A 24,233-nucleotide genomic window follows, 5' to 3' on the forward strand; every position below is an offset into this window, starting at 1 on the left:
TTCCTGAAATCGGCGGTGGCAGGTTTGATAGGGAGGATAGCGGCCCGGGAGGTCTTTCCAGGGTGCTCCCGTCCGACAGATCCAAAGTATTCCATTCAGGATTTTCCGATCATCCTGACGTGGACGACCACTAACTATTTTGACTGGGGCTGCCTTTTTAATTACAGGCAAAACCTCTTCCCATTGCGTTACTGTTAAATCCATAACCGCAAGTTTCATACTCTTGACCCCTAATTCAAAGAACTATTTATTAACTATTCACATTATTCCTGACTTTTGAGATGACTTCTAGTCATGTTTAAGTGTGGTAACTCAAACTTAACTAATATGGGTGGTTCTTCATGAACTACCCTTTTTTTATCCCTCTTTTTCGACTACTTTAGTCGGACAATAGTGAAAAACAATACAGAAAGCCGCATTCATAAGCTGAGTAATGTAGAGGTTAGGAAAGTTCAAAGGAAAAGTGGTCTATCTTGATTTTTGGGCCACCTGGTGCGGCCTCTGTCGTAGCGGCATTAAGGAGATTGCATTGCTTAAAGATGAATTAAAGGGCAGGGATGTTGTGTTTGTTTATATAACGGATCCATCTTCGCCGGAAGCTACCTGGAAAAACATGATTCCTTCCATTAACGGGGAACATTTCCGGCTTAAAACGGATGAATGGAACTATCTTTCCTGCTTTTTTAATATCAGCGGCATACCCCATTATGCGCTTGTAAATAAGGAAGGGGAGATCGTGAGCCGCGACCTGGGGTATAAATCGAACGGAGAGCTGAGAACGCTGTTTGAAAAAATGATGAAACAGTAGGTGCATTTATCGTTTTGCAGTCTAAATTTGCTCCATGACCCGTTTTTTGTACATCCCGTTTCCCGACTGGCTGGTAAAGGCCGACCGCTGGTTATTTGAGCTTATCAATATTAAAAGCGCCGGCCCGGCCCCGGATATCGTGTTCCCGCTGTTCCGCAATCCCTATGTGTGGGGACCGCTGTACCTGTTTGTTGTGACTTTTGTGCTCATTAATTTCAAAAAACAGGGTGGGCTCTGGTTGTTGTTGTTTATTTGTACGGCCGCCAGCACGGACCTTGTAGGCGTGCACCTGTTTAAGAATGTTTTTGAGCGGCTGCGCCCGTGTAATGATCCGGAAATGGCCGGGCATGTACGCATGGTACTGGGTCGCTGCTCCGGCGGCTTTAGTTTTGTTTCCAACCATGCCATCAATCATTTCGGTATCAGCATGTTCTTCTTTGTTACTTTCCGCGGTTTTTTCAGATATGCCTGGGCACCATTGATCTGGGCCGGCATGGTCGGGCTTGCGCAGATATATGTAGGCGTGCATTACCCGGTGGATGTTTTGGCCGGAACCGGGCTGGGAATATTAATTGGCCTGTTTTGGGGCAACTTATTTAATAAAAGGATCGGATTTCATATCTTCGATAAGGAATCAACCAAATAGATTAATGGAAGTACTCATAATAGCCTTATTGATTTTACTCAATGGACTATTTTCAATGGCAGAAATAGCTCTTGTATCTGCCAGAAAAGCAAGATTGGAAGCTCAGGCGAACAAAGGGGACAAGCGCGCGGAAGCTGCACTTAAACTTGCAAATCATCCTGATGTTTTCTTATCTACTGTTCAAATAGGCATTACCCTTATCGGCATCTTAACCGGTATTTATTCAGGAAATAAAATTACAGGGCATATTGCGTCCTTCCTGGAGCAGTTTCCCGCAGTTGCTCCCTACAGCAAGGGCATTGCGACTACCACCGTAGTGATCATCATTACCTATTTTACCCTCATTTTCGGCGAGTTGGTGCCCAAGCGCATTGGCTTGTCGAGCCCGGAACGGATCGCAAAATTTGCAGCACAGCCCATGCGGTGGGTTTCTCTTATCACCTACCCCTTCATCTGGCTGCTTACAAAGTCGAGCGGGCTGATCGGAAAGGTCTTTAACATCAAAAGCGAGAACAGCCAGGTAACGGAGGAAGAGATCAAAGCGATCATCAGTGAAGGAACGGAACAGGGAACCCTGGAGGAAACGGAACAGGAGATCATTGAACGGGTCTTTCATCTGAGCGACCGGAATATTACCTCGCTGATGACCCACCGCAGCGATATTGTATGGTTCAAGGTGAATGATACGGAAGAAATGATCCGGGAGAAGATCCTGAAAGAGCCCCATTCCATTTACCCGATCTGTGAAGATGAGATTGACAATATCAAAGGCGTGATCTCCCTGAAAGATCTTTATACCAACAAAGATACCGTTCCTTTTAAAGACCTGATGCGCCCGGCGCTTTTTGTGCCGGAGAACAATACCGCCTTCCGGGTAATGGAAAAGTTTAAAGAATCACAGCTGCACTCCTGTTTTATTGTGGATGAATATGGAAGTGTTCTTGGTATGATCACACTGAATGATATCCTGGAGGCGATCATCGGCGATATGCCGGAGGAGAACGAGGACGACTACGAGATCACCCGGAGGGACGATCATTCATTCCTGATAGACGCACAGATCCCGTTCTATGATTTTCTTTCGTATTTTGATAAGGCGGAATGGATGAACGAGGGAGAGCAGGAGTTTGATACCCTGGCAGGGTTTATCCTGCACCGGCTGAAACAGATACCGGCTACCGGTGATACGCTCGACTGGAATGGGTTTGACTTTGAGATCGTTGACATGGACGGCCACCGGATCGATAAGGTGCTGGTCTATATCAGTGATGAATTGAAGGAAGAAATGGATGAGGATTAGAGAGATGAAGTTAACAAGCAGTATCTTCATTCGATATTTTAAATTCCCGGCGGAGAGTTCCCACATTAAAGATCATTTAAGACGCAAAATGATCAATCACCAGTTGTGCCTTTGACCTGCCGATAATGGCCGCCAGCTCATCCAGCGACCGCTCCCTGACATTTTTTACCGACCGGAATTGTTTGAGTAATTCATCTGCTGTGCTTTTTCCGATTCCCCTGATATCTTCCAGCTCGTTTTTGAAGGTACCCTTGCTCCTTTTCTGGCGGTGAAAGGTAATGCCAAAGCGATGCACCTGATCGCGGATGAACCGGATCAGCTTTAAACTGGGGCTGTTGTAGGGAAGCTTCAGTGCATCCTTGTCACCGGCAAAAAAGATCTCTTCTACATTTTTGGCAAGGCCCACCAGGGTAATGCTGCCCTGTAGTTCCAGCGCCTCTGTGGCCTCCAGGGCAGCGCTCAGTTGTCCCTTTCCGCCATCGATGATCACCAGTTGGGGCAGTGGGGCGCCTTCTTCGGTGAGGCGCTTATAACGGCGGTAAACCGCTTCCTTCATGCTGGCAAAGTCGTTGATGCCCTGCACGGTCTTTACATTAAAATGGCGGTAATCTTTTTTACTGGGAACACCATTCTTAAAACAGACCATGGCCGATACGGGGTAGCTGCCCTGGAAGTTGGAGTTATCAAAGCATTCGATATGAACAGGCAGCTCCTGCAGTTGCAGATCCATCTGCAATTGTTCCAGCACTTTTACGTGGTCCACATTCCGGTTGATCTTGATGCGTTCTTTGTTCCGGAGCTCCTCGATAAAGTAACCCGCATTCTTTTCAGAAAGTTCCAGCAGTTTCTTCCGGTCGCCTGCTTTTGGCACGATGACCGCTACACCGGCTTCGGGGTATTCGATCTCAAAAGGCACAATGATCTCCGGTACCTGGCTGTTGAAAGTCATGCGCAGCTGGCTGATGGCATATACCAATATCTCCTCCACCGGTTCGTCAAGATGGGTTTCGAGCTTATTGGTTTGGGTTTGTACCACCGTTCCGTTCCGGATCATAAGATAGTTCACGTATGCGACCGATTTATCCTTGATAATGGAAAAGACGTCCTTGTCGCCCCCTTTGATACCAGTGATCACCGACCTGGATTGGTAGTATTCTTCGAGGTATTCTATTTTCTTACGCACCTGGTCGGCCTTTTCAAATTCCAGCGCGCCGGCATATTGTTTCATCGCCTCTTTAAAATGGCGGATCACAGGCCCCAGGTTCCCCTTCAGCAGATCGCGGATCTGCCCGATATTGGCGTCGTAATCTTCTTTAGTCTGCAGCCCCTCGCAAGGGCCCTTGCAATTTCCCAGGTGATACTCCAGGCATACTTTGAACTTTCCCTTTTCGATGTTCCTGGCTGTCAGGTTCAGGCTGCAGGTACGCATGGGAATGGTGCGTTTAATGAACTCCAGCAATTCCCGTACTTTGAAAACCGAGGTATAAGGCCCCAGGTATTCCGACCCGTCGTCAACGGGTTGCCGCGTCAGATAAATGCGGGGAAAGGGCTCATTTTTGATAACAATATAAGGGTATGACTTACTGTCTTTAAGATTGATGTTGTATTTAGGCTGGAATTGTTTGATCAGCGAATTTTCCAGGAAGAATGCGTCGGGTTCGCTGTTGACAATGGTGAACTCCAGGTGATGGATGCGTTGGACCAGCTCATGCGTTTTATAATTGGTGAAGGTCTTATTGAAATAAGAGCTTACCCGCTTGCGCAGATCCTTTGCTTTTCCGACATACAGGATCTTCCCGGTTTCATCAAAGTATTTGTAGATGCCCGGCTGGTGCGGGACGGTAGCGGCGATATTTGAAAATTCTTCCTGTGTCAATGTGGGTGATCTCTTTTAAAAACAGAAGCGTTATCAGCATTCTATTTCGTTGCGAAGTGCACGAAGAAAGATTGCTTTTGCATCAAAAGGGTGCAACAGCTTCAAGCTGTAAATGTACTAAGTAAAAAATATGCGGAAAAAATCAATTGAAACGGGTACAAAAACAGCCCTGTCTTTGTACCCGGAGGCTTTTGATGCCGCACCCGCAACGCGACAACCATTTTTGACCCAGGTTTATTTTTTCCTGGGAGGGCGCACTAAGCTATCTTTAGGATATTGGCGCTGCATATCGGCTTTTGCGGTCTTTACCCAGGTCAGCAGCTGTTCTTTTTCAGCCTGGGTCAGCACTGCATCTTTATGGATCCAGGTATAGGAGGCCAGCGGCATTTCATTTTTGTCGATCATTTCCTGTATCTCTTCAAGTTTATGGTATTGGCTCCATGCAGGCCTGTTGGTGAATGCATCGAAATTCAAATGCCGTTTACCATCTTTGATATGCCCGTTCAGCCACCAGTAAACCGGCTGTATTTTGCTGTACCAGGGATAGTTTGTATGATTGCTGTGACAATCGTTACATGCTTTCTGAAGGATCCGCCTGACCGCAGTATCTGCCGGATACTTCGTGTTGATGCTCAATGCAGCGATAACCGGCTGTTCATTTTTTGCGGGGCGTATAAACTGGATCACTACCAGGATCGTCAACAGGGCCCAGCCTATTTTTTTAAACATAAGCAGTGTCAATTATTGGATGGTCGATTTATCCACCAGCAGCTCACCGGTCATTTCCGCGGGGACGGGTAACTTCATGAACGCAAGAATGGTGGGAGCAATATCTCCAAGCTTTCCTTCCTTTACGGTACCCTTCCAGTTGTTATCGATAATGAACAGGGGTACGGGATTCATACTGTGCGCTGTGTTGGGGCTGCCATCCTCGTTGATCAGGAAATCGGAGTTGCCGTGATCGGCAGTGAGGAAGATCACGTAGTCTTGTTTTAGCGCCTCGGTCACGATCTGCTCCACGCATTGGTCTACTGTTTCCACTGCTTTGATGGCGGCGGAAAAAACACCGGTATGCCCCACCATATCGGCATTTGCGAAGTTCAGGCAAATGAAGTCGGCCGTTTTGTTCCGGATCTCCGGCAAGATGGCTTCGGTAAGCTCACGGGCGCTCATTTCCGGTTGCAGGTCATACGTGGCCACTTTGGGGGAGGGTTTTAAAATACGGCTCTCCCCTTCAAACGGCTTTTCGCGTCCGCCGCTGAAGAAGAAGGTTACGTGCGGGTACTTTTCTGTTTCTGCTATGCGGATCTGCTTCAGATGATTGGCTTCGATCACCTCGCCGATGGTTTGGGTAAGATCCTCGTTATGAAACAAAACATGCACGTTTTTAAATGTATGATCATAAACGGTCATCGTTGTATAATCCAGGTCCAGGGTATGCATGTTTTGTTCCGGATGATCCTGCTGCGTCAGCACCTCGGTAATTTCCCGGCAACGGTCTGTGCGGAAATTGAAGCAAAGCACGGCATCGCCGTTTTGAATAGTTGCCACCGGCTGGTTGCTGGCATCCACGATCACGGCCGGTTTGATGAATTCATCGGTAATCCCCTGCGCATAACTGTTCTTTACTGCTTCAATGGCAGAGGTGGCGGTTGCTCCTTTTCCGTTTACCAGCGCATCATAGGCCAGTGCCACACGCTCCCAGCGTTTGTCCCGGTCCATGGCGTAGTACCGGCCATCCACGGTTGCAATTTTGCCCACGCCCGTCTGCTCGAGGTGCTGTTGCAGGTCTTCGATAAAACCGAGTCCGCTTTTTGGATCCGTATCCCGCCCATCGGTAAAAGCATGGATAAAAACATTCTGCAATCCGTTTTCCTTACAAATGTTTATTAGTGCTTTAAGATGGTTGATATGGGAATGCACGCCGCCATTGCTCACCAGGCCTAACAGGTGTAAGGGTTTCTTATTTTCTTTTACATAGGCAATTGTCCGCAGCAGTGCCTTATTGGCAGCCAGCTCGCCTATTTTGACGGCTACATTAATACGCTGAAGTTCCTGATACACAATACGCCCGGCGCCAAGGTTCAAGTGTCCCACCTCAGAATTCCCCATCTGCCCTTCCGGCAGCCCGACCAATTCTCCAAAAGTGGTAAGGGTAGTATGCGGATAGCGGTCATATAAAGACCTGGTAAAAGGCACATTAGCATTTTGGATGGCGTCTGCTGATGCAACTTTCCCGAGTCCCCAACCGTCCATTATTAGTAAAATCGCTCTTTTCTGTGACATGAACTATGTTATTTTAGTTAAAAATAAAAACGGCTTTGGCAACCATCGGGTAGAGCCGTTCTCTTGCCGAAGCGGTAAAATTAAAAATATTGTTTAAGAATAAATGACTTCAGCGGGTGCTATTTTCACACATTTTGATCTGATGATGAATATCCGTAGCAATCAGCACGATTTTTTAATATATTCGTGATACCCAATGAAAGAGTTATAACAAAAACGACGACACAATGAAACATTTATTACGATTGTCCTTAATTGCTTTTGCAACCAGCTTATTGGTCACCGGTCTGCATGCCCAAAGTGTGGATGGCGTGATCACCAGTCTTAAAACCGGAAATGCTGCGCAGCTTGTAGGAAATGTTGGTGAAAGTATGCAGTTAACGATCGCTGATAAAAGCAATAACTACAATAAGGCCCAGGCAGAAAAGGCTTTAAAGGACTTTTTTGGAAAGATTACGGTAAAAGGATTTGAGCTGAAACACAAGGGGAGCGCTCCCAATGGAAATTATGCGATCGGAACGCTGCAGGCGGCAGACGGCAATTACCGGGTGAATATCTTTATGCGGAAACAGAAGGGCGGGGAGGTGATCAAGGAATTGCGTTTTCAGCTGATCGAGTAAGAATTCTGTGAAAATTTAGTGATAAAACAGCCTCTCCTAATGGGAGGCTGTTTATTTTTACAATTATGGAATCATTTCAGGAAAAACTCGGACAACTGATCCGGGAGGCCCTCCGGGAAGACATCGGGCCGGGCGACCATTCTACTTTATGCTGTATAGAACCCACAACCCGGGGCCGGGCGGTATTAAAAGTGAAGCAGGAAGGCGTACTTGCCGGGGTAGCTGTGGCGCAGCAGATCCTGAAGTTTAAGGAGCCGGACAGTTCCGTTACGGTTCTGATGGAAGATGGAAGTCCCATGCAGAGCGGCGATGTGGCTTTTGAGGTAGCGGCGCTGGAACATACGATCCTGCAATGCGAGCGTTTGGTGCTGAACTGTATGCAGCGCATGAGCGGTATTGCAACGCTGACCAGGAAATATACCGACAAATTAAAGGGGTACCGGACTCGGTTGCTGGATACCCGCAAGACCACTCCTAATTTCCGGCTGCTGGAAAAAGAAGCCGTACGCATCGGTGGTGGCGTCAATCACCGGTTTGGCCTGTATGATATGATCATGTTAAAGGACAATCATATTGATTATGCCGGAGGGATCGAAAACGCCATTCATAAGGCCCATGACTATGTGCAGCGTAACCGCCTCCCGATACAGATTGAAATAGAAACGAGAACCCTCGAGGACGTGCGGAAAGTAATGACCGTGGGGAAGGGAAAAGTATTTCGGGTGATGCTGGATAATTTTATCCCGGAGCAGATCACTGAAGCCTTGCGGATCATCGGCGGCAGTTTTGAAACGGAGGCCAGCGGAGGCATCAACCTGGATACGATCGAGTCTTATGCAGCTACCGGAGTTGATTTTGTGAGTGTGGGTGGCCTCATCCACCAGGCGCAAAGCCTTGACCTGAGCCTGAAGGCAAAGATATAAGTTTAACGCTCCCGATTACCATCGCGGATAAAGCGTAAGGTTAGCCCCGGTTTGTTGATGCGGGTTGCCTGCACACCGGATGAACTTTAAACCTGGGATTTCATACATTAAACAAAAAACGTGGCAAAGAATAAATCAGATCAGCACGGATATGTGTACAGCACCAACCCGGAATTTAAGTTTGAAGCGGATGCCAGCCATCTGGCAACCCTGCCGCCCGCACAACAACGGCTGCGCATACAACTGGAAACCAAACACCGGGGCGGAAAAACAGCCAGTGTGATCCTGGGATTTACAGGAAGTGATGATGACCTGCAGGATCTGGCAAAAAAGCTGAAATCATTTTGTGGAACGGGAGGCAATGCCAAAGACGGGGAGATCATCATCCAGGGAGACCACCGCGATAAACTGCTGCAATGGTTTCAAAAGAACGGGTATATACAGGCAAAAAAAAGCGGGGGATAAAGGCTGGAATGTAAAACCGGAAATGCAAGCCCGTGGATGAACGCTACACCAACGGAGGAATAGTACAGGTCCTTTTTTGTCTTTTCAACGCATTATGGTCTGAAACTGTGTTGCAACAGCCTTTTTGAGCAAAATCCTTATGTTATAAATGGTCCGGGCAAAACAGGATACAGGGCGCCGGTTTCGTTGTTGCTGTTTAAGAGAATGAGGGTACCTAATTTTCGGTTGCATAAGAAAAATGTGTAACGGACTCCGGGTGGCCTCCGGTTGCGCGATAGAATGCCATTGCGTGAGCATCTGCATTGTCTGCCTGCACGAAGAACTCCTTAACGGAATGCTCTTTGCACCAATGCCCCAGCACGTTCAGCAATTGCTTGCCGATGCCCTGCCGCTGGAAATCTTTTTTTACGGCGAGGTCGTATAAGTATACTTCGCTGGCTTCAGAATACACGGAAGGAAGTACATGGGCTGTAAGTCCGCCGATGATGGTTCCGTTTGTTGCGATAAAGAAAAGTATATTTTCCTGCTGAAGCAGGTTGCTGAAATGGACGATCCCCGGTGGGGTGTATGGGGCTTCAAACACCTCAACGTAAAGATGAAAAAGGTCCTGCAGCAGCGCCTCATCCTCCTGCCGGAGTTGTCTGTACCGGATATTCATCCGTAAAAGATACAAAAAAGCCGGAACTGCAATAGATTGTTCTATTGGAAGCAGCTGTTATTCAGTGTACGGGTGGTTCCAGTGAGTGTTCCGGATCGGAGAGGAGCACCTCCTCCTGGTGCTGCAATTCAAAAAGACAGCATTCCATTTCGTCTCCAGGAAGATGGATCATGCCGGTTTGCTTCAGGCCCAGTTTTTTCAGGAGCCGCTGAGAGGAGGTATTGTCGGTTGTAGTGATCGCAAAGATCTGATCCAGGTTGCAGGTCTTCAGCCCCATCTCCAGCACTTTCCGGGCGGCTTCAAAAGCATAGCCTTTTTGTTCGAATCTTGGCAAAAAGGCAAAGCCGATATCCGGTGCCGGCAATCCCTCCCGGCGGTAGAGTCCGCAGGTTCCTATCTTTTTTTGATCCGCCTTACGGATCACGGTGAAGCTTCCCAAACCCTGCTGCCCCTGCTGTGGTTTGATCCTTTGCAGGATATAATTCCGCGCCTTTTCAAAAGAAGTGATTTCCCTGTTGCCGATGTATTTTAACCATTTGGGTGAATTCATCAAATAGAAAAGAAAGGGAGCATCCTCCTCCGATGTGGGTTTCAGAAGCAGTCTTTCCGTTTCCAATGAAATGCCGTTGCTCATACAGCTGTCTTTAATTGCCTGTCAAACCTACATAAAAAATTTCATCCGCGGAGGGTTCTTCTGGGCGGATGTATCGCATTTCCTGATTCGTGAGAATGGGAGCTATGTGTAGAACCGATATAGAATTTATTGATAGCCTGCGAATAAAGGTTGTATAAAATGCAGGACATAGGCAGCGTGTTTGTGACCCGGATTGGATTCGAACCAATGACCTACTGCTTAGAAGGCAGTTGCTCTATCCAGCTGAGCTACCGGGCCAATTATATTTTATAGTTTCGTCATTGATTATTGGCCGAACCAATGACCTTCCCGCCCAGAACGGGATGTTCTATCCAGATGAGCCGCCAACCCTCAAAAAATGCTCCTTTTTAATGCTTATGGGCTACTGCCTTCTAAGCAGTTGCTCCATTTCCGGAGCAAAGAATGGGCGCAAATATAGACTAAAATTACCTGTTTTTGAAAAACATTGGATGCAAATCCGGAAAAAATTTGCTGATATTGTTTTTCAAATTTATATTTGTCCCTCATGAATTATTTAAACAACAACAATTGGTGGTGGCACAGAAACTCTTCAGGGGCACGCTGATGCTATTGTCTTATTGTAAACAATATAAAAGTGAACCCCGGTACAGCCGGGGTTTTTCTTTGACAGAATCGAAAAAAATATGCAAAAAGTAAAGATCCAAACAGAAGTACAGTCGTTGTTGGCGGATATTTTTACGCCGGTTGGGATTTATCTGCGCCTGCGCGATCGCTTCCGGGATACGATCCTCCTGGAGAGTGGAGATAACAATGCCACCAATAACAGCTGGTCTTTTATTGGTGTAAATGCGATTGCCGGCATCGAGATGATCTCAGATGATACGATTGAGCTGAAACTGCCGGGGCAAACCGCTGAAAAAGTACCACGCTCCGGCGGACAGAAGATCACCGATGTCCTTGCCGGTTTCATGAGCCGGTTTGAGGCGGTGCCCGGTCCGGTGAAGGAAGCGCGCTATGCGCAGGGGCTTTATGGCTATACCTGCTATGATGCCATACAGTTTTTTGAAACCATACCCGGCAGCCGGTTTAAGAACAGCAGCAGTGATATCCCGCTGATGCGTTACCGCCTGTATCAATACATTATTGCCATCAACCATTTCAGGGACGAACTACTGATCCTTGAAAATAAAATAGACGGGATCCAAAGCGAGCTGGAAGCGTTGCGATCCCTGATCACGGGCAGGGATGTTCCGGTGTATCCTTTTCGCAAAGAAGGAGCCGAAGCGTCGAATATGTCGGATGAAGACCATCGCAATATGGTCCGCTCCGGTATCGCCCACTGCCACCGGGGCGATGTATTCCAGATCGTATTGAGCCGCCGTTTTACACAAAAGTTTACAGGGGATGAGTTTAACGTGTACCGGAGCCTGAGGAACATCAATCCCTCGCCCTACCTGTTCTTTTTTGATTATGGCGACTATAAGCTGATGGGCTCGTCGCCGGAATCGCAGCTGATCATCAACAAAGGCAAAGCCACGATACACCCCATTGCCGGGACCATCAGGCGTACAGGCGATGACAAAACGGACGCGGAACAGACCCGGATCCTGCAAGCCGATCCGAAAGAAAATGCCGAGCATGTAATGCTGGTAGATCTTGCACGGAATGATCTGAGCCGTGGTTGCGGTGATGTGCACGTGAGTCATTTTAAAGAACCGCATTATTACTCTCATGTCATACACCTGGTAAGCGAGGTCAACGGAACGGTATACCCGCAAACCAGCCCTTTTGACCTGTTTGGCAAAACCTTCCCCGCGGGCACATTGAGCGGTGCGCCCAAAATCAAAGCAATGGAGCTGATCAGCCTGCTGGAGCCAACAGCCCGTAGTTTTTATGGCGGGGCCATCGGTTTTATGGGTTTTGACGGAAGCTGTAACCAGGCCATCATGATCCGTAGCTTCCTGAGCCGGAACAATACCCTTACCTGCCAGGCCGGAGGTGGCATCGTTGCCGCCAGCAACCCGGAAGGAGAGCTGCAGGAAGTGAACAATAAACTGGGGGCGTTAAAAAAGGCCATCGTTGAGGCAGAAAAAATATTGTAACATGTATTGTTTTTAGTTTGTGGTTTCCTGTTGTAAAGAAGATCAGCAACATCGGGCCATAAACCATAAACACGAAACTATAAATAATGAAATTACTCGTTTTCGATAATTACGATTCATTTACCTATAACCTGGTGCATATGGTGGAAAAGATCCTGCATCAGAAAGTGGATGTGTTCCGGAATGACCAGCTTCCGCTTGAGGACGTAAAACAGTATGACAAGATCATTCTGTCGCCCGGACCGGGCATACCGGTTGAATCGGGACTGCTGCTGCCGTTGATCCGTGAATATGCTGCCTCCAAATCCATACTGGGCGTATGTTTGGGCCAGCAGGCCATCGGTGAGGTGTTTGGCGGCACCCTGTATAATCTTCCGAAAGTATATCATGGCGTGGCCACCAATTGCCACATCATCCGGCGCAACGGAAACCTGTTCAGGGGAATGCCGGATGTGTTTGAGATCGGTCGTTATCATTCCTGGGTGGTGTCGCATGAACAGTTCCCGGATGAGCTGGAGATCACAGCCGTGGATGATCAGGATATGATCATGGGGCTGCGGCATAAGAACTATGATGTGCAGGGCGTGCAATTCCATCCGGAAAGTGTGCTGACGCCATTGGGGGAAACGATCATACGAAACTGGCTGGGGAATTAATTTGAAGATCTGGGAATTTGAAGATTTGGAAATGGACCCAAAGCAAAGCTGTCTGGCAGCAGCGATTATTGAACGTATAAAGCCCGGTAAGGGTGTCATATTTATAAAATGAAAAAAACATTATCCCTTTTATTTGAGCACAAGACCCTGGACCGGGCTGCTGCAAAAGAAGTATTGGTAAACATCGGCAAAGGGGTTTACAATGAGCATGAAGTCACCGCTTTTATGACAGTGTATCTTATGCGCAGCATTAGCCTGCAGGAGCTTCAGGGCTTTCAGGATGCTTTGCTGGAGCTTTGTTTGCCCATGGATTTCGATGGCATGGACACTATTGACATTGTTGGCACCGGGGGCGATGGTAAGAACACCTTCAATATCTCCACCTTATCCTGTTTTATTGTGGCAGGTGCCGGTCATAAGGTAACCAAGCACGGTAATTATGGAGCTTCTACCATCAGCGGATCCTCCAATGTTGTGGAGGCCCTGGGATATAAATTTAAGAACGACAACGCAGCGCTCCGCCGCGAGCTGGAGGAAGCCCATATTTGTTTTTTACATGCTCCCCAGTTTCACCCCGCACTGAAAAATGTAGGACCTATACGAAAGAACCTGGGGATGCGAACGTTCTTTAATATGCTGGGACCACTGGTGAATCCTGCATTTCCGGCATTCAGCATCATTGGCGTATATAGCCTGGAGATGGCGCGCTTATACAATTACCTGATGCAGCGGCAGTCCCGGAATTTTGCGATCGTGCATGGCCTTGACGGATATGACGAGATCTCGCTTACGGGCGACTCCAAGATCATCCGGTTCGACGGAGAGCAAATCGTATCTGCCACGGCATTGGGTGGAATGGAGGTGAAACCCGAGTCTATCCGCGGGGGCGACTCGGTAGAAGCTGCAGCGAAGATCTTTTCCGACATCATTCAGGGAAGGGGAACCCCCGAACAGGAAGCCGTTGTGCTGGCCAATTCCGCGGTTGCCCTGCAGGTAACCGGCGCGCACCGCGGCTATGCAGATGCCTTTGAGGCGGCAAAGGAAAGCCTGCATTCCGGCAAAGCCTATCAAAGCCTGCAAAAACTGATCGCCCTGCAATAAGCTGTTAGCGGTCAGCCATCAGCAGTTCCGAAGCAATTTGAGAGACTAAGCCGTCGCATCGAGTATAAAACAGGACCAAACCTGAAATTTCAAACCTGAAACAATAATATGAACATCCTGGATACGATCATTGAACATAAAAGAGTCGAAGTTGCTGAACGGAAGGCACAGACCTCCATCGAAGCACTGGAGCGCACAGAGGCATTTGGCTACCCGGTACGTTCACTGGCTGCATCATTGCAGCAGCCGGGTGGTACAGGGATCATTGCAGAGTTTAAACGGAAATCGCCTTCAAAGGGCTTTATTAATAAGGACGCAGATGTAACGGCGATCACAGAAGCCTATACAAATTATGGTGCAGCCGCTTTATCGGTGCTCACCGATGAGCACTTCTTTGGCGGTTCCTCCGCAGATCTGATCGCTGCACGAAGGAACGGGATCCCCATCCTGCGAAAGGATTTTATCGTTGATGAATACCAGATCCTGGAAGCAAAAGCCATGGGGGCGGATATCATCCTGTTGATCGCAGCCTGCCTCACACCCGCAGATGTGGAGCGGCTGGCACTGTTTGCGGCTTCCCTCGGACTGGAAACGATCCTGGAGCTGCATGCTGAAACAGAGCTGGAGCATGTATGTGACGCCACGAAGATCGTGGGGATCAACAACCGGGATCTGAAAACGTTTGCTGTTGACCTGGAGCGGAGCCTGAAAATGGCGGCAAAGATCCCTGGTGATAAGATAAAGATCGCGGAAAGCGGGATCGATAAAGTGGAAGACATCCTGTTATTCCGGCGGAACGGCTTCCGGGGCTTCCTGATCGGCGAATACTTTATGCGCCAGGAAGATCCGCCGAAAGCATTTGAGGCTTTTGTGAACCGTTTAAACAAAGAGGCATGAGCCGGCCCTTCGTTAAAGTATGCGGCATGACACAACTGCAGCAGGTAGAGCAGCTGGCTGCCCTGGGGGTGGATTATGCCGGTTTTATTTTCCATCCGCCCTCACCGAGGTATGTAGGAAAGCAGATCGATCCTGCGGTATTGAAACAACTGAAGGGCATAAAAAAGGCAGGGGTTTTTGTGAACACGCCGGTTGAAGAAATACCGCGCGTTGCAGCAGCTTGGGGATTGGATATGATCCAGCTGCATGGTGATGAACCGCCGGAGTTTTGCAGCCGGCTGAAAGGTGTTGCTGAGCTTGTAAAAGTATTCCGTGTAACCGGAGACGAAGATCTTGCGCAGCTGACCGCACCCTATGCCGCTGTTGCGGATGCTTTTTTGTTTGATACAAGAGCAAAAGATTATGGCGGTACCGGGAAGAAGTTCGACTGGCGGGGGCTGCAGCGCCCCGGACTGGCAAAGCCGTATTTTTTAAGCGGGGGTATCGGACCGGATGACCGGGATGAACTGACGGCCTTTTTGTCAGTGAACAACGTGTATGCCCTGGATGTGAACAGTAAGTTTGAAACGGCGCCGGGAGTGAAGGATCTGAAATTACTTGAAGGATTTCTAAAAAGTCTGGGGAATAAATAATTGCGGGAGGCGATAGGGTAGGAGACTGGAAGTCTCCTGCGGCTATATGGTGGAGTGGAACCTGCTGAATGATGTCCGTTTAAAGATGGGGGAATTTGTTTTTCCAAAGATTGAAGCCAACCGGCAATAATAAAGTAAGACTAACTTGCTGTCATCAAACAAGCGGTGTTTAGATCTTTCAAGTGCCCAATTTGACGGCAGCCATACTCCGGCCAAACGAGGCGGAGAAGCGGTAGGTTATCAGGGCAGAAAGGCTATGAAAACCAGCCAATGCCTGGCTGGATGCCTACAAAGGATCCCTGGTGCGATATGATAAGAAAATCTTCACATGGATGGGATTGCATTGGCTTGCTTTTATCACCAGGTTCCCGCAAAAATTAAAAGTTTAAACAACTTCAATATGGGGTAACAAAAGAATCCCTTCGTGGATATAGTATAAAACTGCAATGATCATTTTTTAAATTTTATACTATGCAAACGAAAAATCTATCCATCGCATATGGGCATTTGCCAGTACGGAGAAAGCAGGTCTTCTGCCTTTTTTTTGCAGCCTTGTTGCTGCTGGTCTCCCTGGGATCCCGAGCCCAATCCGGTACAGAGGTGAACGGGCCCGGACGGGGGTTCCGGTTTGGACTGAATGCCGGATACGACCTGTTTCCCAACTATAAGAACAATACACCCTATATCCGTTATAAAGGCGGTATCAGCGCCGGTCTTACAGCAGGGTATTACTGGAAATGGTTCAGCCTGGGGGCCGATGTGGATTACCTGAAGAACAGCCCGGAGAACACCTATCCCACGGACTCCGTTTTTGATCCGGTGAACAACGTGCTGATCAAAGACTTTGCATTGACAAAACAGGATATTACCCGCATCTTTTATGGCATTGGCCCTGGTATGCATTATACAGACCGCCAGGGACGGTTTGCCGCGGAGCTTAACGGAAGAGTGGGCCTGGCGTCCATTAAGGGCGGCAGTCTCGCGCTTACCGGCAGGAACGGGTCTGCAGAACAGGTGCTCAATTATCATGGAGGATACAACCTTAACAACGTATTGAGTTTGAAAGGCTCGCTGACAGCCCGTTACTTTTTTAACGACTTTCTGGGCATGCATATCGGTGCCTACTATATACGTCATCTGAACACAAAAGATGCCATTGGCCCCACCGGTTATTCGGCCGCATACCGGGCCTTTGAACCCAACGGCGACCAGGTCCGTGCCTTTACGGAAAAAGACCTGCGGAAAATCGGGAACAGTTGTGCCTGCGATATTTCGTCTATAGGAGCTTATGCGGGTGTCACGCTGCGCCTGCCCTCCCGGAAAAATACCCGGACCCCGGTTCCCGCGCCTGTAGTTGTACCCGTGCCCACGGAAACCTGCAATACCTGCGCGGTATATGCCCTTGCTGTTACCGCCCGCGACCAATATACCAAAGAAGTGCTTCCCCATACCGATATAGCGGTAAAGGATGCTTCCGGAAATATAGTGAAATCGGGTGTCACGAACTCGTTCGGAGTAGCGGTGTTCAGCAATATGACCCCGGGAAATTATGCGATCAATGGGAAGCTGTATGGAGTGGATCTTAGTGCGGCAAAAACCGCAGGCAATGAGTTTATTGCCAACGGTACCCTGCAGAAAGAGCTTTTATACACCGATCAGCATTTTATCCTCAAAGGAAACGCCGTGGTGTGCAATACGGCAACAGCATTGCCCGGTGCTACCGTAGTGTTGAGAGACCGGGTCAGTGCCGTAGAGAAAAACACACAGACTGATGGTGCGGGTGCGTTTATTTTTCATTTGAAACAAAAATCGGAAATGACCGTATTCGGCCGGAAGGAAAAATATTTTTCGCAAATGGTCAATATCTCTGCGGCCGATTATGACCGCCGTACCACGCTGTTCGTAAAACTGGAAATGTGTATGGAAGAAGCCGATTGCGACAAGGCCATCCGGCTGGAGAACATTCACTACGACCTGGATAAATATTTTATCCGTGAAGATGCCAAACCCGAGCTGAACCGGCTGGTACAGTTCATGTCCGATAACCCCGGTGTGCGGGTAGAGCTTTCGTCCCATACGGATTCCAGGGCGTCGCATGCCTATAATCAGAAGCTTTCACAGAACAGGGCTGATGCGGCCAGGGCATATCTCGTGGCTAAGGGCATTGCAGGCGACCGTATCGTGGCAAAGGGCTATGGCGAAACCCGGTTGCTGAACCGCTGTGCTGATGGGGTAAACTGTCCGGAAGCCGAACACCAGTTTAACAGGCGCACCGAAATGAAAGTGATCTGTCCCGGCAGATAATTCGGCAGCCCCTGCTGTTGTCCTGTAATGAATCATTCATCCAATAAAAAATGTCAACAATGAAAAAATATATCATAAAATCGCTATGGATCGTTTGTTTTTGCTCCCTGGTCTTGCTGGCACCTTCATCCTGCAGCAAGAATGACGCCTGCGATTATACGGAGCCCGAGGTGGCAGCACAGGGATGCGAGGCGGGTATGGACGTGGCCTTCCTGATAGACTATACCGGAAGTATGGGCGGTGCGATCGATTCGGTTAAAAAAGAGGTGAACAGCATTGCCAATGCCATTGTAACAGAATCCGGCGGTGATTACCGGCTATCTCTTTCCATCTTTGATGAATATACGAAACCGGGAAAAGAAATTCCGCTGCCTCAATACATCAATGCCCCGGATTATGTGGGATTACCGGCCAGCCAGAAGCTGGTGATCAGTTCCGGACCTACCACCAATCAATACCTGACCATGATAGAGAAATTTGCCCCGGCAAATAAGACCTCGTTTAGCACCCAGCTTGCAAAATTGAATAATCCTGCTGCCATGAAGCTGGGCGCAGGGATCGGAGGACCGGAGCCGGGCGACCTTTTGCTGCATGAAATCCTCAGCAACCAGTTTGCGGGCACCTGGCGTGGCGGTAATATTACAAAGCTGGCGGTGATCATAACGGATGCTCCTGCAAGCGGGGATGACGACAATGCCACCGCTGCCGATGACACTTACCTGGACGCGCTGGCGGCAACGGCCAACAGTATGGGCATCCAGTGCATCCTGCTGACCACCTTTAAAGGGAATATCACCTATCCGGCGAATTATAAACTGCGCCTGATCGCTAATAACACCGGGGGAGCGGCTTATGAGTTCAATAATTTCAATAACATTTCAAAGGACCTGATCTCCATTATTCAAAACGTCTGCAACCAGGATGAAGCACGGAAATAGGCCGTAGTTCAAATACAGCTTCAAAAAGCAGTATGCCGGTGAGCAGCCGGGAAGGCGGGAAGTCGGAGTGATCTTATCTTTATTGCTCCTGGCTTGCCGTTTTTCCGGCTTCCCTGCTAAGTACTATTGTTGATCATCTCTTTACAAAAGCAAAACGGGCTCTGCGGCAACGATAAAAACCGCTATTTTTGAACCCTCATAACTACCGGATCATGCGTATTGTAAAAGAGATAGCGGGCAGGATTTGTGCAGCCTGGGCACTGGTTACGTTTATCATAACCTTTATTTTGGTGTTGCCCTTTGCATTTGTTTCCTATTTATTTCCGGAGCCGGCGTCCACAGCATACTTCATCAGGGTATCAAAAGTATGGATGCATATATGGTTTTTTCTGATCGGTTGCCCCATACGCATACGGGGCACAGAGCATTTCAAAAAGGGGATGGGCTATATTGTAACCTGCAACCACAATTCATTGCTGGATATACCTCTTTCTTCCGCCTTTATTCCCGGTCCCAATAAAACGATCGCCAAAAGCAGTTTCGCAAAGATCCCCGTTTTTGGCTGGTATTATACAAAGGGATCAGTGCTGGTGGATCGTAAAAGCGAAATAAGCCGGAAAAAGAGCATAGAAAAAATGAGGGCAGTCCTGAAACAGGGAATGCATATGTGCATCTATCCCGAAGGGACCCGTAACCGGACCAGTGAATTATTAAAACCGTTTTATAACGGAGCTTTTAAGCTGGCGGCCGATACCGGGCATGCCATTATCCCTGCGGTGATCGTAGGCACCAGAAAAGCGGTGCCGCTGAACAAGTCTTTTTTCTTTCTGCCGCGTACACTGGAGATCCATTTTCTAAAACCCGTGGATGTGAACGGGAGAGGCACCGCGGCACTGAAGGAAGAAGTGTTCTCCATCATGAAGCATTATCTGGCCGCAACCGGAACCCCGGAGCCTGAATTCCCCGCTGCTTAACGGCCGCTGCCGGTGATCATTGCTTTAAGCGCTTCCGAAAAAGGCCGGTTCCCGATCAGTTCCGTAAGGGTCAGGTGCATCCGGTACCGCCAGTAATGATGCGGGTCTGCGGGGATATTGATGCGCTCTTCCGACGGATCTTTTCTCCGGATATGATCATCCATACCCAGCAGGTCCTGCAGTTGGCAGATGCACCACATGGCAGGCGACTTAAGGTGTTGTCTGATGACCTCCCTGTTGATCCAGCCCTCGCAATAAGCGGGAGCTTCGTCCTGCAGGTGCAGCTGCTCGTTGTAGAAAAGCTGCGTAAGCTCCCTGTTCTCCTCCCACCAGCCGCGGATGGTGCTCATATCATGAGTAGAAGGCGAAACCACCGAGAGATAGGGAGCTTTTGCCGGATCGAAAAAGCGGAGTCCGGGTAACTTGGGCATTCGCTGGATCTCCAGGCTGAGAATGCCAAGATCCTTCATGACTTCCGGAACGCTTGAAGGTACCAGCCCGAGGTCCTCACCGCAGATCAGCATTTGCGTAGTGGCTTTTAGCTCCGGCAATTTTTTCAGCGATTCTTTTTTCCAGAACTGATCCTGCTGCCTGAAAAAATAATCATTATACAGCTCCTTCAATTTTACCTGCTGTTCGTGTGGCAGCGAGAGGAAGGAGATGGTCTTTTCTAACCCAAACCGCGGGTGGTAGCGTATTTGCCCGTCTGTTTTTTGTTTGAGCACCAGCACATTGGCGAGCAACTGGAAAAGCCCCGGTTTCAGGTCGCAGGGCACAACACCGTCGTTGATCGCAAACCATTGTTCGAGCTTCCGCTGACTGTCGAATTCAGACAGAAAACAGTAGTCGAACCCGTTTTCCGAGTGGAGAAACTGTTTTTTAACAAGACCTGCCTGGTCGTCAAACACCTGGTTCAGTACAACTTCGTTGATAAACGGATCACAGAACCGGTCTTCGCTGAATTGAATGCCTCTTTCATAAAAGGTTTCTGTGGTTAGCGGGATGCTTGGATCAAAATAGCCCATAATGCCCTGCACACCGTCCAGGGGAATGCTCCAGATCCTGAAAAATCCCAGGATATGATCGATCCGGAAGGCATCAAAATAGTGGCTCATCTGTTCAAAACGGCTTCTCCACCAGCTAAAATGATCTTCCTGCATACGGGGCCAGTTATAGGTGGGAAATCCCCAGTTTTGGCCATATACTGCAAAATCATCCGGGGGGGCGCCTGCCTGCAGCTCCATATGATAGAGCCCCGGAGCCACCCAGGTATCGCAGCCATAACGATAAACGCCAATAGGAATATCGCCTTTGATGGCGATGCCTTTTTTGTGCGCATAGGATACCGCCGCCGATAGCTGAAGATGCAAATGGTATTGCAAAAAGCAATAGAAATCAACCACAGGATTGTCTTTGAAAAGCGCAGCAACTGCTGCCTTGTTATATGCCTTGTGTTCGGTCCACCTGGAATAGTCTACTGTTCTGTATTTGTCCCGCAGATAGCAAAAAACCGCGTAAGGCTGGAGCCAGTGCCGGTTGATCCTGAAGAACGCTTTGTAATCTTTTGAATGGAGCTGTTCCCTGCCCTGTAGCTCAAACAGCTTTTTGAGCGCCCGGATCTTCAGTTTGAGCACTGCCTCATAATCAATGCGGGGCAGGGCATTCAGTTGCTCTCTTTCCGCCCGGAGTTCCCGGGTCAGTTCCGGTGCTTCGTTTCCGGCAATGGTCTCTATATTCAGATAAACAGGATGCAGCGCAAAAGCAGAAATAGCCGCATAAGGATAAGAGTCGCGCCAGGTAAAAGTGGCCGTGGTATCGTTTATGGGCAGGATCTGGATCAGCCGGAGCCCTGTTTGCTGCGCCCAGTCGGCCAGTTGCTTCAGGTCGTTGAATTCGCCGATGCCCAGGCCGCTTTCGCTCCTGAGACTGAATACCGGGATGGCGAGCCCCGTTCCGCGCCAGGTATCGTTCCGGCGTCTGATAAAGCCGTCCTGCAGAAGGATGGTTCCTTCCCTGCCGACCGCCGGACCAAAAACCCGGTTTTCTTTTTCTTCATAAACAACAAAGCATTGTCTTTTTGTATCGTATACGCCGTATTTATATTCCAGGGGAAAAGACTGCGGTTTAATGGACAGGTGCGTCACCCAGTCGTTTCCGGACCGCTGCAGCAGCACCGGAGCGGCTGTATTCCAGTTCGAAAGCTCCTCCGTATTGCCCAGCAGGCAAACCACTTCATGTGCTTCCAGCAGCGGGGCCTTTACCATAAAGATATAGTTGGCATCTTCAGGGAAGGGCTGGTGAGTATTTTCTTCTGCCGGCAGCAACACTTCCTGGAACGGCGCCGTGTAAAATACGTTTTCGATAGCGCCGGTTGCGATCCAGGTATCGTAGATGACCAGGGGAGGATGGGGTGGGGAGGGGAGCAGGAGCTGTCGTGCTGTTTTATATTCCTGCACGCTTTCCCCCTGGGCGGTCTGCAATGTATAAAAATAGGAAAGCGGCTGTTTATACGTATCCGGATCAAGCTCAAGCTCCAGCGTCCAATAGTCGTAGTTGAGGTATTTCATCGGGAAGCCAATGGCTGTATGCTCTTTTTCTCCGGCGGCATCCACTCCGCATAACCACAAGCTGTCCCCATATTTTGTGTGGAACCTGATATTAAACTGCACTTTCATTTATAAAAAGTTTTCTAAGAACCGGCAAGTAAGAGGGTTTTATTCAATAATCGTTAATCTTTTTTTATAAAGATAATGTGTATTTGATACACATTCAAAAAAATGTGTTTATTTTTTAATGGAGAAATGGCCTTTTTGGGGCCGGGTCAGCCATTTTTACTACACAAAATGGCGGGTGTACCGGGGAGGGAGGATCAAAGAACGATTGCCGCAGGCCGCCATTTTTCCCTGCTTTAAAGTTCTCTCTTGGTTTTGGGCGGTGTTTTCCGGAAGAGCGGGCCGGTTAGAGATTCGTTTTTTAATATAGCCGGGTTCCCTTATTTTTGTGCAAAATTTTAAGAATGGCAGCAGCATCAAAAAATAAAGGGTTAATGTGGATCTTGTTTTTCCTGTCCACCGCTTTTTTTCTGTTTTTAATTTTTAGCCATAACCCCTGGCTTACGCTGGCGCTTCCTTTTGTTACTACTTTTTTTGTAAAAGCAATGGATATTATTTAAGCTTTTTAACCAGATTGAAAGAAGGTTGTTCTGTAAAAGAGCAGCCTTTTTTTGTGGCCATTGCGAAATTGATGACTTCCTTTATGGCTGCCTGCATCAATATCTGGGAAAAAGTACGCTGCGCATCTCCTCTATTTCATTTTCTGAGAATGGCCGGGAAGCATAAGCCCGCGCTACACGTTAAGTGGCCGGTTCTATATCGGGAACCGAATTCGCCTGGGGAAGCAGGATAAAACCCGAAAGGAAAACGGGTATTCCCTCCGGGTAACAGGTATTTACGGAGCGAAGCCTGGCATTGGCTGTCTTTTTTAAAATCCGTTATATTACCTTTAAGGACTTTAAAAAAACAGATGAGCCTGGCAGGGATCGTTATATTGATTATTATTTATGTGCTCGTGGTATCTTTTGGGATCCGGGCGCTTCTTTTGAATAAGGTATTGCCGCCTCATTTAAAGGTGCTGGGTGTGATCCTCGTCCTCATTTTTAATATCATCCCGGTAGGTATCTACGTTCTTTTGACATCCGTAAAAGCCCGCAATCCGTAGACAGGTTATTTCAGTTTGTAAGTTTCCGGAGTCTTTTGGATGGATGCCTTTTGCTGGTTTGCCGCCGACCGGATATTGCACCCGTTTTTGAAAAAGAAGGCTGCAGCGATCAGGGCAACAGCCGCCAGGACGATCCAGGTCATTTTTTGTACATTATTTTTTTTTGCCTTTAATTCCTGTAGTTGTTCTTTTACCACATCGGAGCTGGTTTCTTTTTCTCCGACCAGCACCTGGTGGCGGGCATGTTCCCGGATCACTTTTTGTGCAGCAATACCGGTAAACGGGGAGAGGGTGTGGGCCGCGGGGGTAAATACAATATGAGAACCGGGTTTTTCCAGGTTGCCCACGTCTACCCATTCCACGGTTTCCCGGTCGTTCAATTTTACCAGGATATTCCTTGCCAGCTCCTCAAATTGCTGCCGGGCATCCTCTTTATTGATGGTTTCCTGTGCCCCAAGGAAGTCATAAAGACCGTCAGGATTTTCGCTGGCCGTTACTGCGGGATTTTCCGTGAACCGGATCTCCCAGCCGGGGGCCGCCACCGCTTCAAAACTGGTAGACGCATTGACGGGATGCAGCTCGAACTGGCCGACCCCGGGGATGCTGATCTTTTTTTCCTGGTACAAATAGGCGGACAATAAAGGGTACATGATCGGTTGTTTTACAGGAACGAATATACAATTCCCGGCTTTATACGCGAAAAAGAAAATAATT

At 48.5% G+C, this 24,233-nt stretch carries 22 protein-coding genes, 1 tRNA gene and 1 pseudogene; 15 read left to right on the forward strand and 9 right to left on the reverse strand.

What is annotated here, in order from left to right:
- A partial coding sequence (locus B160_RS0110730) for a transposase (protein WP_018627911.1) occupies positions 1–219 on the reverse strand: 219 nt, incomplete at its 3' end.
- Positions 220–454: 235 nt separating this feature from the next.
- Here B160_RS0110730 and B160_RS0110735 point away from each other — a divergent pair.
- The 3 genes and pseudogenes from B160_RS0110735 to B160_RS0110745 form a co-directional block, all read left to right on the forward strand.
- Positions 455–808: pseudogene (locus tag B160_RS0110735) on the forward strand (TlpA family protein disulfide reductase); the annotation flags it as partial.
- Between the two features lie 34 nt (positions 809–842).
- A complete protein-coding gene (locus tag B160_RS0110740) occupies positions 843–1,454 on the forward strand; it encodes a phosphatase PAP2 family protein (RefSeq protein ID WP_018627913.1) in 612 nt (203 codons plus the stop codon).
- A 4-nt stretch (positions 1,455–1,458) separates the two neighbouring features.
- Positions 1,459–2,754 (forward strand): hemolysin family protein, encoded by a 1,296-nt coding sequence (locus B160_RS0110745; RefSeq protein WP_026309692.1) that lies wholly within the window; start codon positions 1,459–1,461, stop codon positions 2,752–2,754.
- Positions 2,755–2,830: 76 nt separating this feature from the next.
- On the opposite strand, the gene uvrC is transcribed toward B160_RS0110745, so the two are convergent.
- The 3 genes from uvrC to gpmI all read right to left on the reverse strand — a co-directional run bounded on the left by uvrC (position 2,831) and on the right by gpmI (position 6,916).
- Entirely contained in the window at positions 2,831–4,630 is a 1,800-nt protein-coding gene (gene uvrC / locus B160_RS0110750; protein ID WP_018627915.1) for an excinuclease ABC subunit UvrC, read from the reverse strand.
- Positions 4,631–4,864: 234 nt separating this feature from the next.
- Positions 4,865–5,359 carry a heme-binding domain-containing protein gene (locus tag B160_RS0110755; protein ID WP_018627916.1) on the reverse strand — a complete coding sequence of 165 codons (495 nt, stop codon included), beginning with the start codon at positions 5,357–5,359 and terminating at the stop codon, positions 4,865–4,867.
- 12 nt (positions 5,360–5,371) lie between these two features.
- Positions 5,372–6,916 carry a 2,3-bisphosphoglycerate-independent phosphoglycerate mutase gene (gpmI, locus tag B160_RS0110760; protein ID WP_040679757.1) on the reverse strand — a complete coding sequence of 515 codons (1,545 nt, stop codon included), beginning with the start codon at positions 6,914–6,916 and terminating at the stop codon, positions 5,372–5,374.
- Positions 6,917–7,143: 227 nt separating this feature from the next.
- Between gpmI and B160_RS0110765 the strand changes: the two genes are divergently transcribed.
- The 3 genes from B160_RS0110765 to B160_RS0110775 all read left to right on the forward strand — a co-directional run bounded on the left by B160_RS0110765 (position 7,144) and on the right by B160_RS0110775 (position 8,924).
- A complete protein-coding gene (locus tag B160_RS0110765) occupies positions 7,144–7,536 on the forward strand; it encodes a DUF4783 domain-containing protein (protein WP_083927692.1) in 393 nt (130 codons plus the stop codon).
- A 65-nt stretch (positions 7,537–7,601) separates the two neighbouring features.
- Positions 7,602–8,459, forward strand: a complete 858-nt coding sequence (gene nadC, locus B160_RS0110770) for a carboxylating nicotinate-nucleotide diphosphorylase (protein WP_018627919.1) — start codon at positions 7,602–7,604, stop codon at positions 8,457–8,459.
- A gap of 120 nt (positions 8,460–8,579) precedes the next feature.
- Complete coding sequence (locus B160_RS0110775) at positions 8,580–8,924, forward strand: translation initiation factor (RefSeq protein ID WP_018627920.1); 345 nt, start codon at positions 8,580–8,582, stop codon at positions 8,922–8,924.
- Between the two features lie 214 nt (positions 8,925–9,138).
- On the opposite strand, the gene B160_RS0110780 is transcribed toward B160_RS0110775, so the two are convergent.
- From B160_RS0110780 to B160_RS0110790, 3 genes are all read right to left on the reverse strand, one after another.
- The gene (locus B160_RS0110780; protein WP_018627921.1) at positions 9,139–9,582 is read right to left on the reverse strand and encodes a GNAT family N-acetyltransferase; all 444 of its coding nucleotides are present in this window, start codon (positions 9,580–9,582) and stop codon (positions 9,139–9,141) included.
- A 61-nt stretch (positions 9,583–9,643) separates the two neighbouring features.
- Positions 9,644–10,216, reverse strand: coding sequence for a GNAT family N-acetyltransferase (locus tag B160_RS0110785; RefSeq protein WP_018627922.1), 573 nt, complete (start codon positions 10,214–10,216; stop codon positions 9,644–9,646).
- Between the two features lie 184 nt (positions 10,217–10,400).
- Positions 10,401–10,474: transfer RNA gene (locus B160_RS0110790), tRNA-Arg, on the reverse strand.
- Positions 10,475–10,881: 407 nt separating this feature from the next.
- Here B160_RS0110790 and B160_RS0110800 point away from each other — a divergent pair.
- The 8 genes from B160_RS0110800 (at position 10,882) to B160_RS0110835 (ending at position 19,802) form a co-directional block, all read left to right on the forward strand.
- On the forward strand, positions 10,882–12,300 hold the full coding sequence (locus B160_RS0110800) for an anthranilate synthase component I family protein (RefSeq protein ID WP_018627924.1): 1,419 nt from the start codon (positions 10,882–10,884) through the stop codon (positions 12,298–12,300).
- 86 nt (positions 12,301–12,386) lie between these two features.
- Positions 12,387–12,956, forward strand: a complete 570-nt coding sequence (locus tag B160_RS0110805; protein WP_018627925.1) for an anthranilate synthase component II — start codon at positions 12,387–12,389, stop codon at positions 12,954–12,956.
- A gap of 108 nt (positions 12,957–13,064) precedes the next feature.
- Positions 13,065–14,057, forward strand: coding sequence for an anthranilate phosphoribosyltransferase (trpD, locus tag B160_RS0110810; protein WP_018627926.1), 993 nt, complete (start codon positions 13,065–13,067; stop codon positions 14,055–14,057).
- 108 nt (positions 14,058–14,165) lie between these two features.
- The gene (gene trpC, locus B160_RS0110815) at positions 14,166–14,954 is read left to right on the forward strand and encodes an indole-3-glycerol phosphate synthase TrpC (RefSeq protein WP_018627927.1); all 789 of its coding nucleotides are present in this window, start codon (positions 14,166–14,168) and stop codon (positions 14,952–14,954) included.
- Entirely contained in the window at positions 14,951–15,586 is a 636-nt protein-coding gene (locus B160_RS0110820) for a phosphoribosylanthranilate isomerase (RefSeq protein WP_018627928.1), read from the forward strand. The genes trpC and B160_RS0110820 overlap by 4 nt, the downstream gene beginning before the upstream one ends.
- Positions 15,587–16,057: 471 nt before the next feature.
- Positions 16,058–17,890 carry an OmpA family protein gene (locus B160_RS0110825; protein ID WP_018627929.1) on the forward strand — a complete coding sequence of 611 codons (1,833 nt, stop codon included), beginning with the start codon at positions 16,058–16,060 and terminating at the stop codon, positions 17,888–17,890.
- A 59-nt stretch (positions 17,891–17,949) separates the two neighbouring features.
- Positions 17,950–18,828, forward strand: a complete 879-nt coding sequence (locus B160_RS0110830; RefSeq protein ID WP_018627930.1) for a vWA domain-containing protein — start codon at positions 17,950–17,952, stop codon at positions 18,826–18,828.
- A gap of 188 nt (positions 18,829–19,016) precedes the next feature.
- Positions 19,017–19,802 carry a lysophospholipid acyltransferase family protein gene (locus B160_RS0110835; protein WP_018627931.1) on the forward strand — a complete coding sequence of 262 codons (786 nt, stop codon included), beginning with the start codon at positions 19,017–19,019 and terminating at the stop codon, positions 19,800–19,802.
- On the opposite strand, the gene B160_RS0110840 is transcribed toward B160_RS0110835, so the two are convergent.
- Positions 19,799–22,477 (reverse strand): 4-alpha-glucanotransferase, encoded by a 2,679-nt coding sequence (locus B160_RS0110840; RefSeq protein WP_018627932.1) that lies wholly within the window; start codon positions 22,475–22,477, stop codon positions 19,799–19,801. The two genes, B160_RS0110835 and B160_RS0110840, sit on opposite strands and share 4 nt — an antisense overlap.
- Before the next feature lie 847 nt (positions 22,478–23,324).
- Between B160_RS0110840 and B160_RS0110860 the strand changes: the two genes are divergently transcribed.
- Complete coding sequence (locus tag B160_RS0110860) at positions 23,325–23,519, forward strand: hypothetical protein (protein ID WP_018627936.1); 195 nt, start codon at positions 23,325–23,327, stop codon at positions 23,517–23,519.
- Positions 23,520–23,524: 5 nt separating this feature from the next.
- Here the strand turns inward: B160_RS0110860 and B160_RS0110865 are convergent, their stop codons facing one another.
- Positions 23,525–24,169, reverse strand: a complete 645-nt coding sequence (locus B160_RS0110865) for a hypothetical protein (protein ID WP_018627937.1) — start codon at positions 24,167–24,169, stop codon at positions 23,525–23,527.
- Between the last annotated feature and the right edge of the window lie 64 nt (positions 24,170–24,233).

The organism is Niabella aurantiaca DSM 17617, from assembly GCF_000374125.1.
Classification (GTDB): domain Bacteria; phylum Bacteroidota; class Bacteroidia; order Chitinophagales; family Chitinophagaceae; genus Niabella; species Niabella aurantiaca.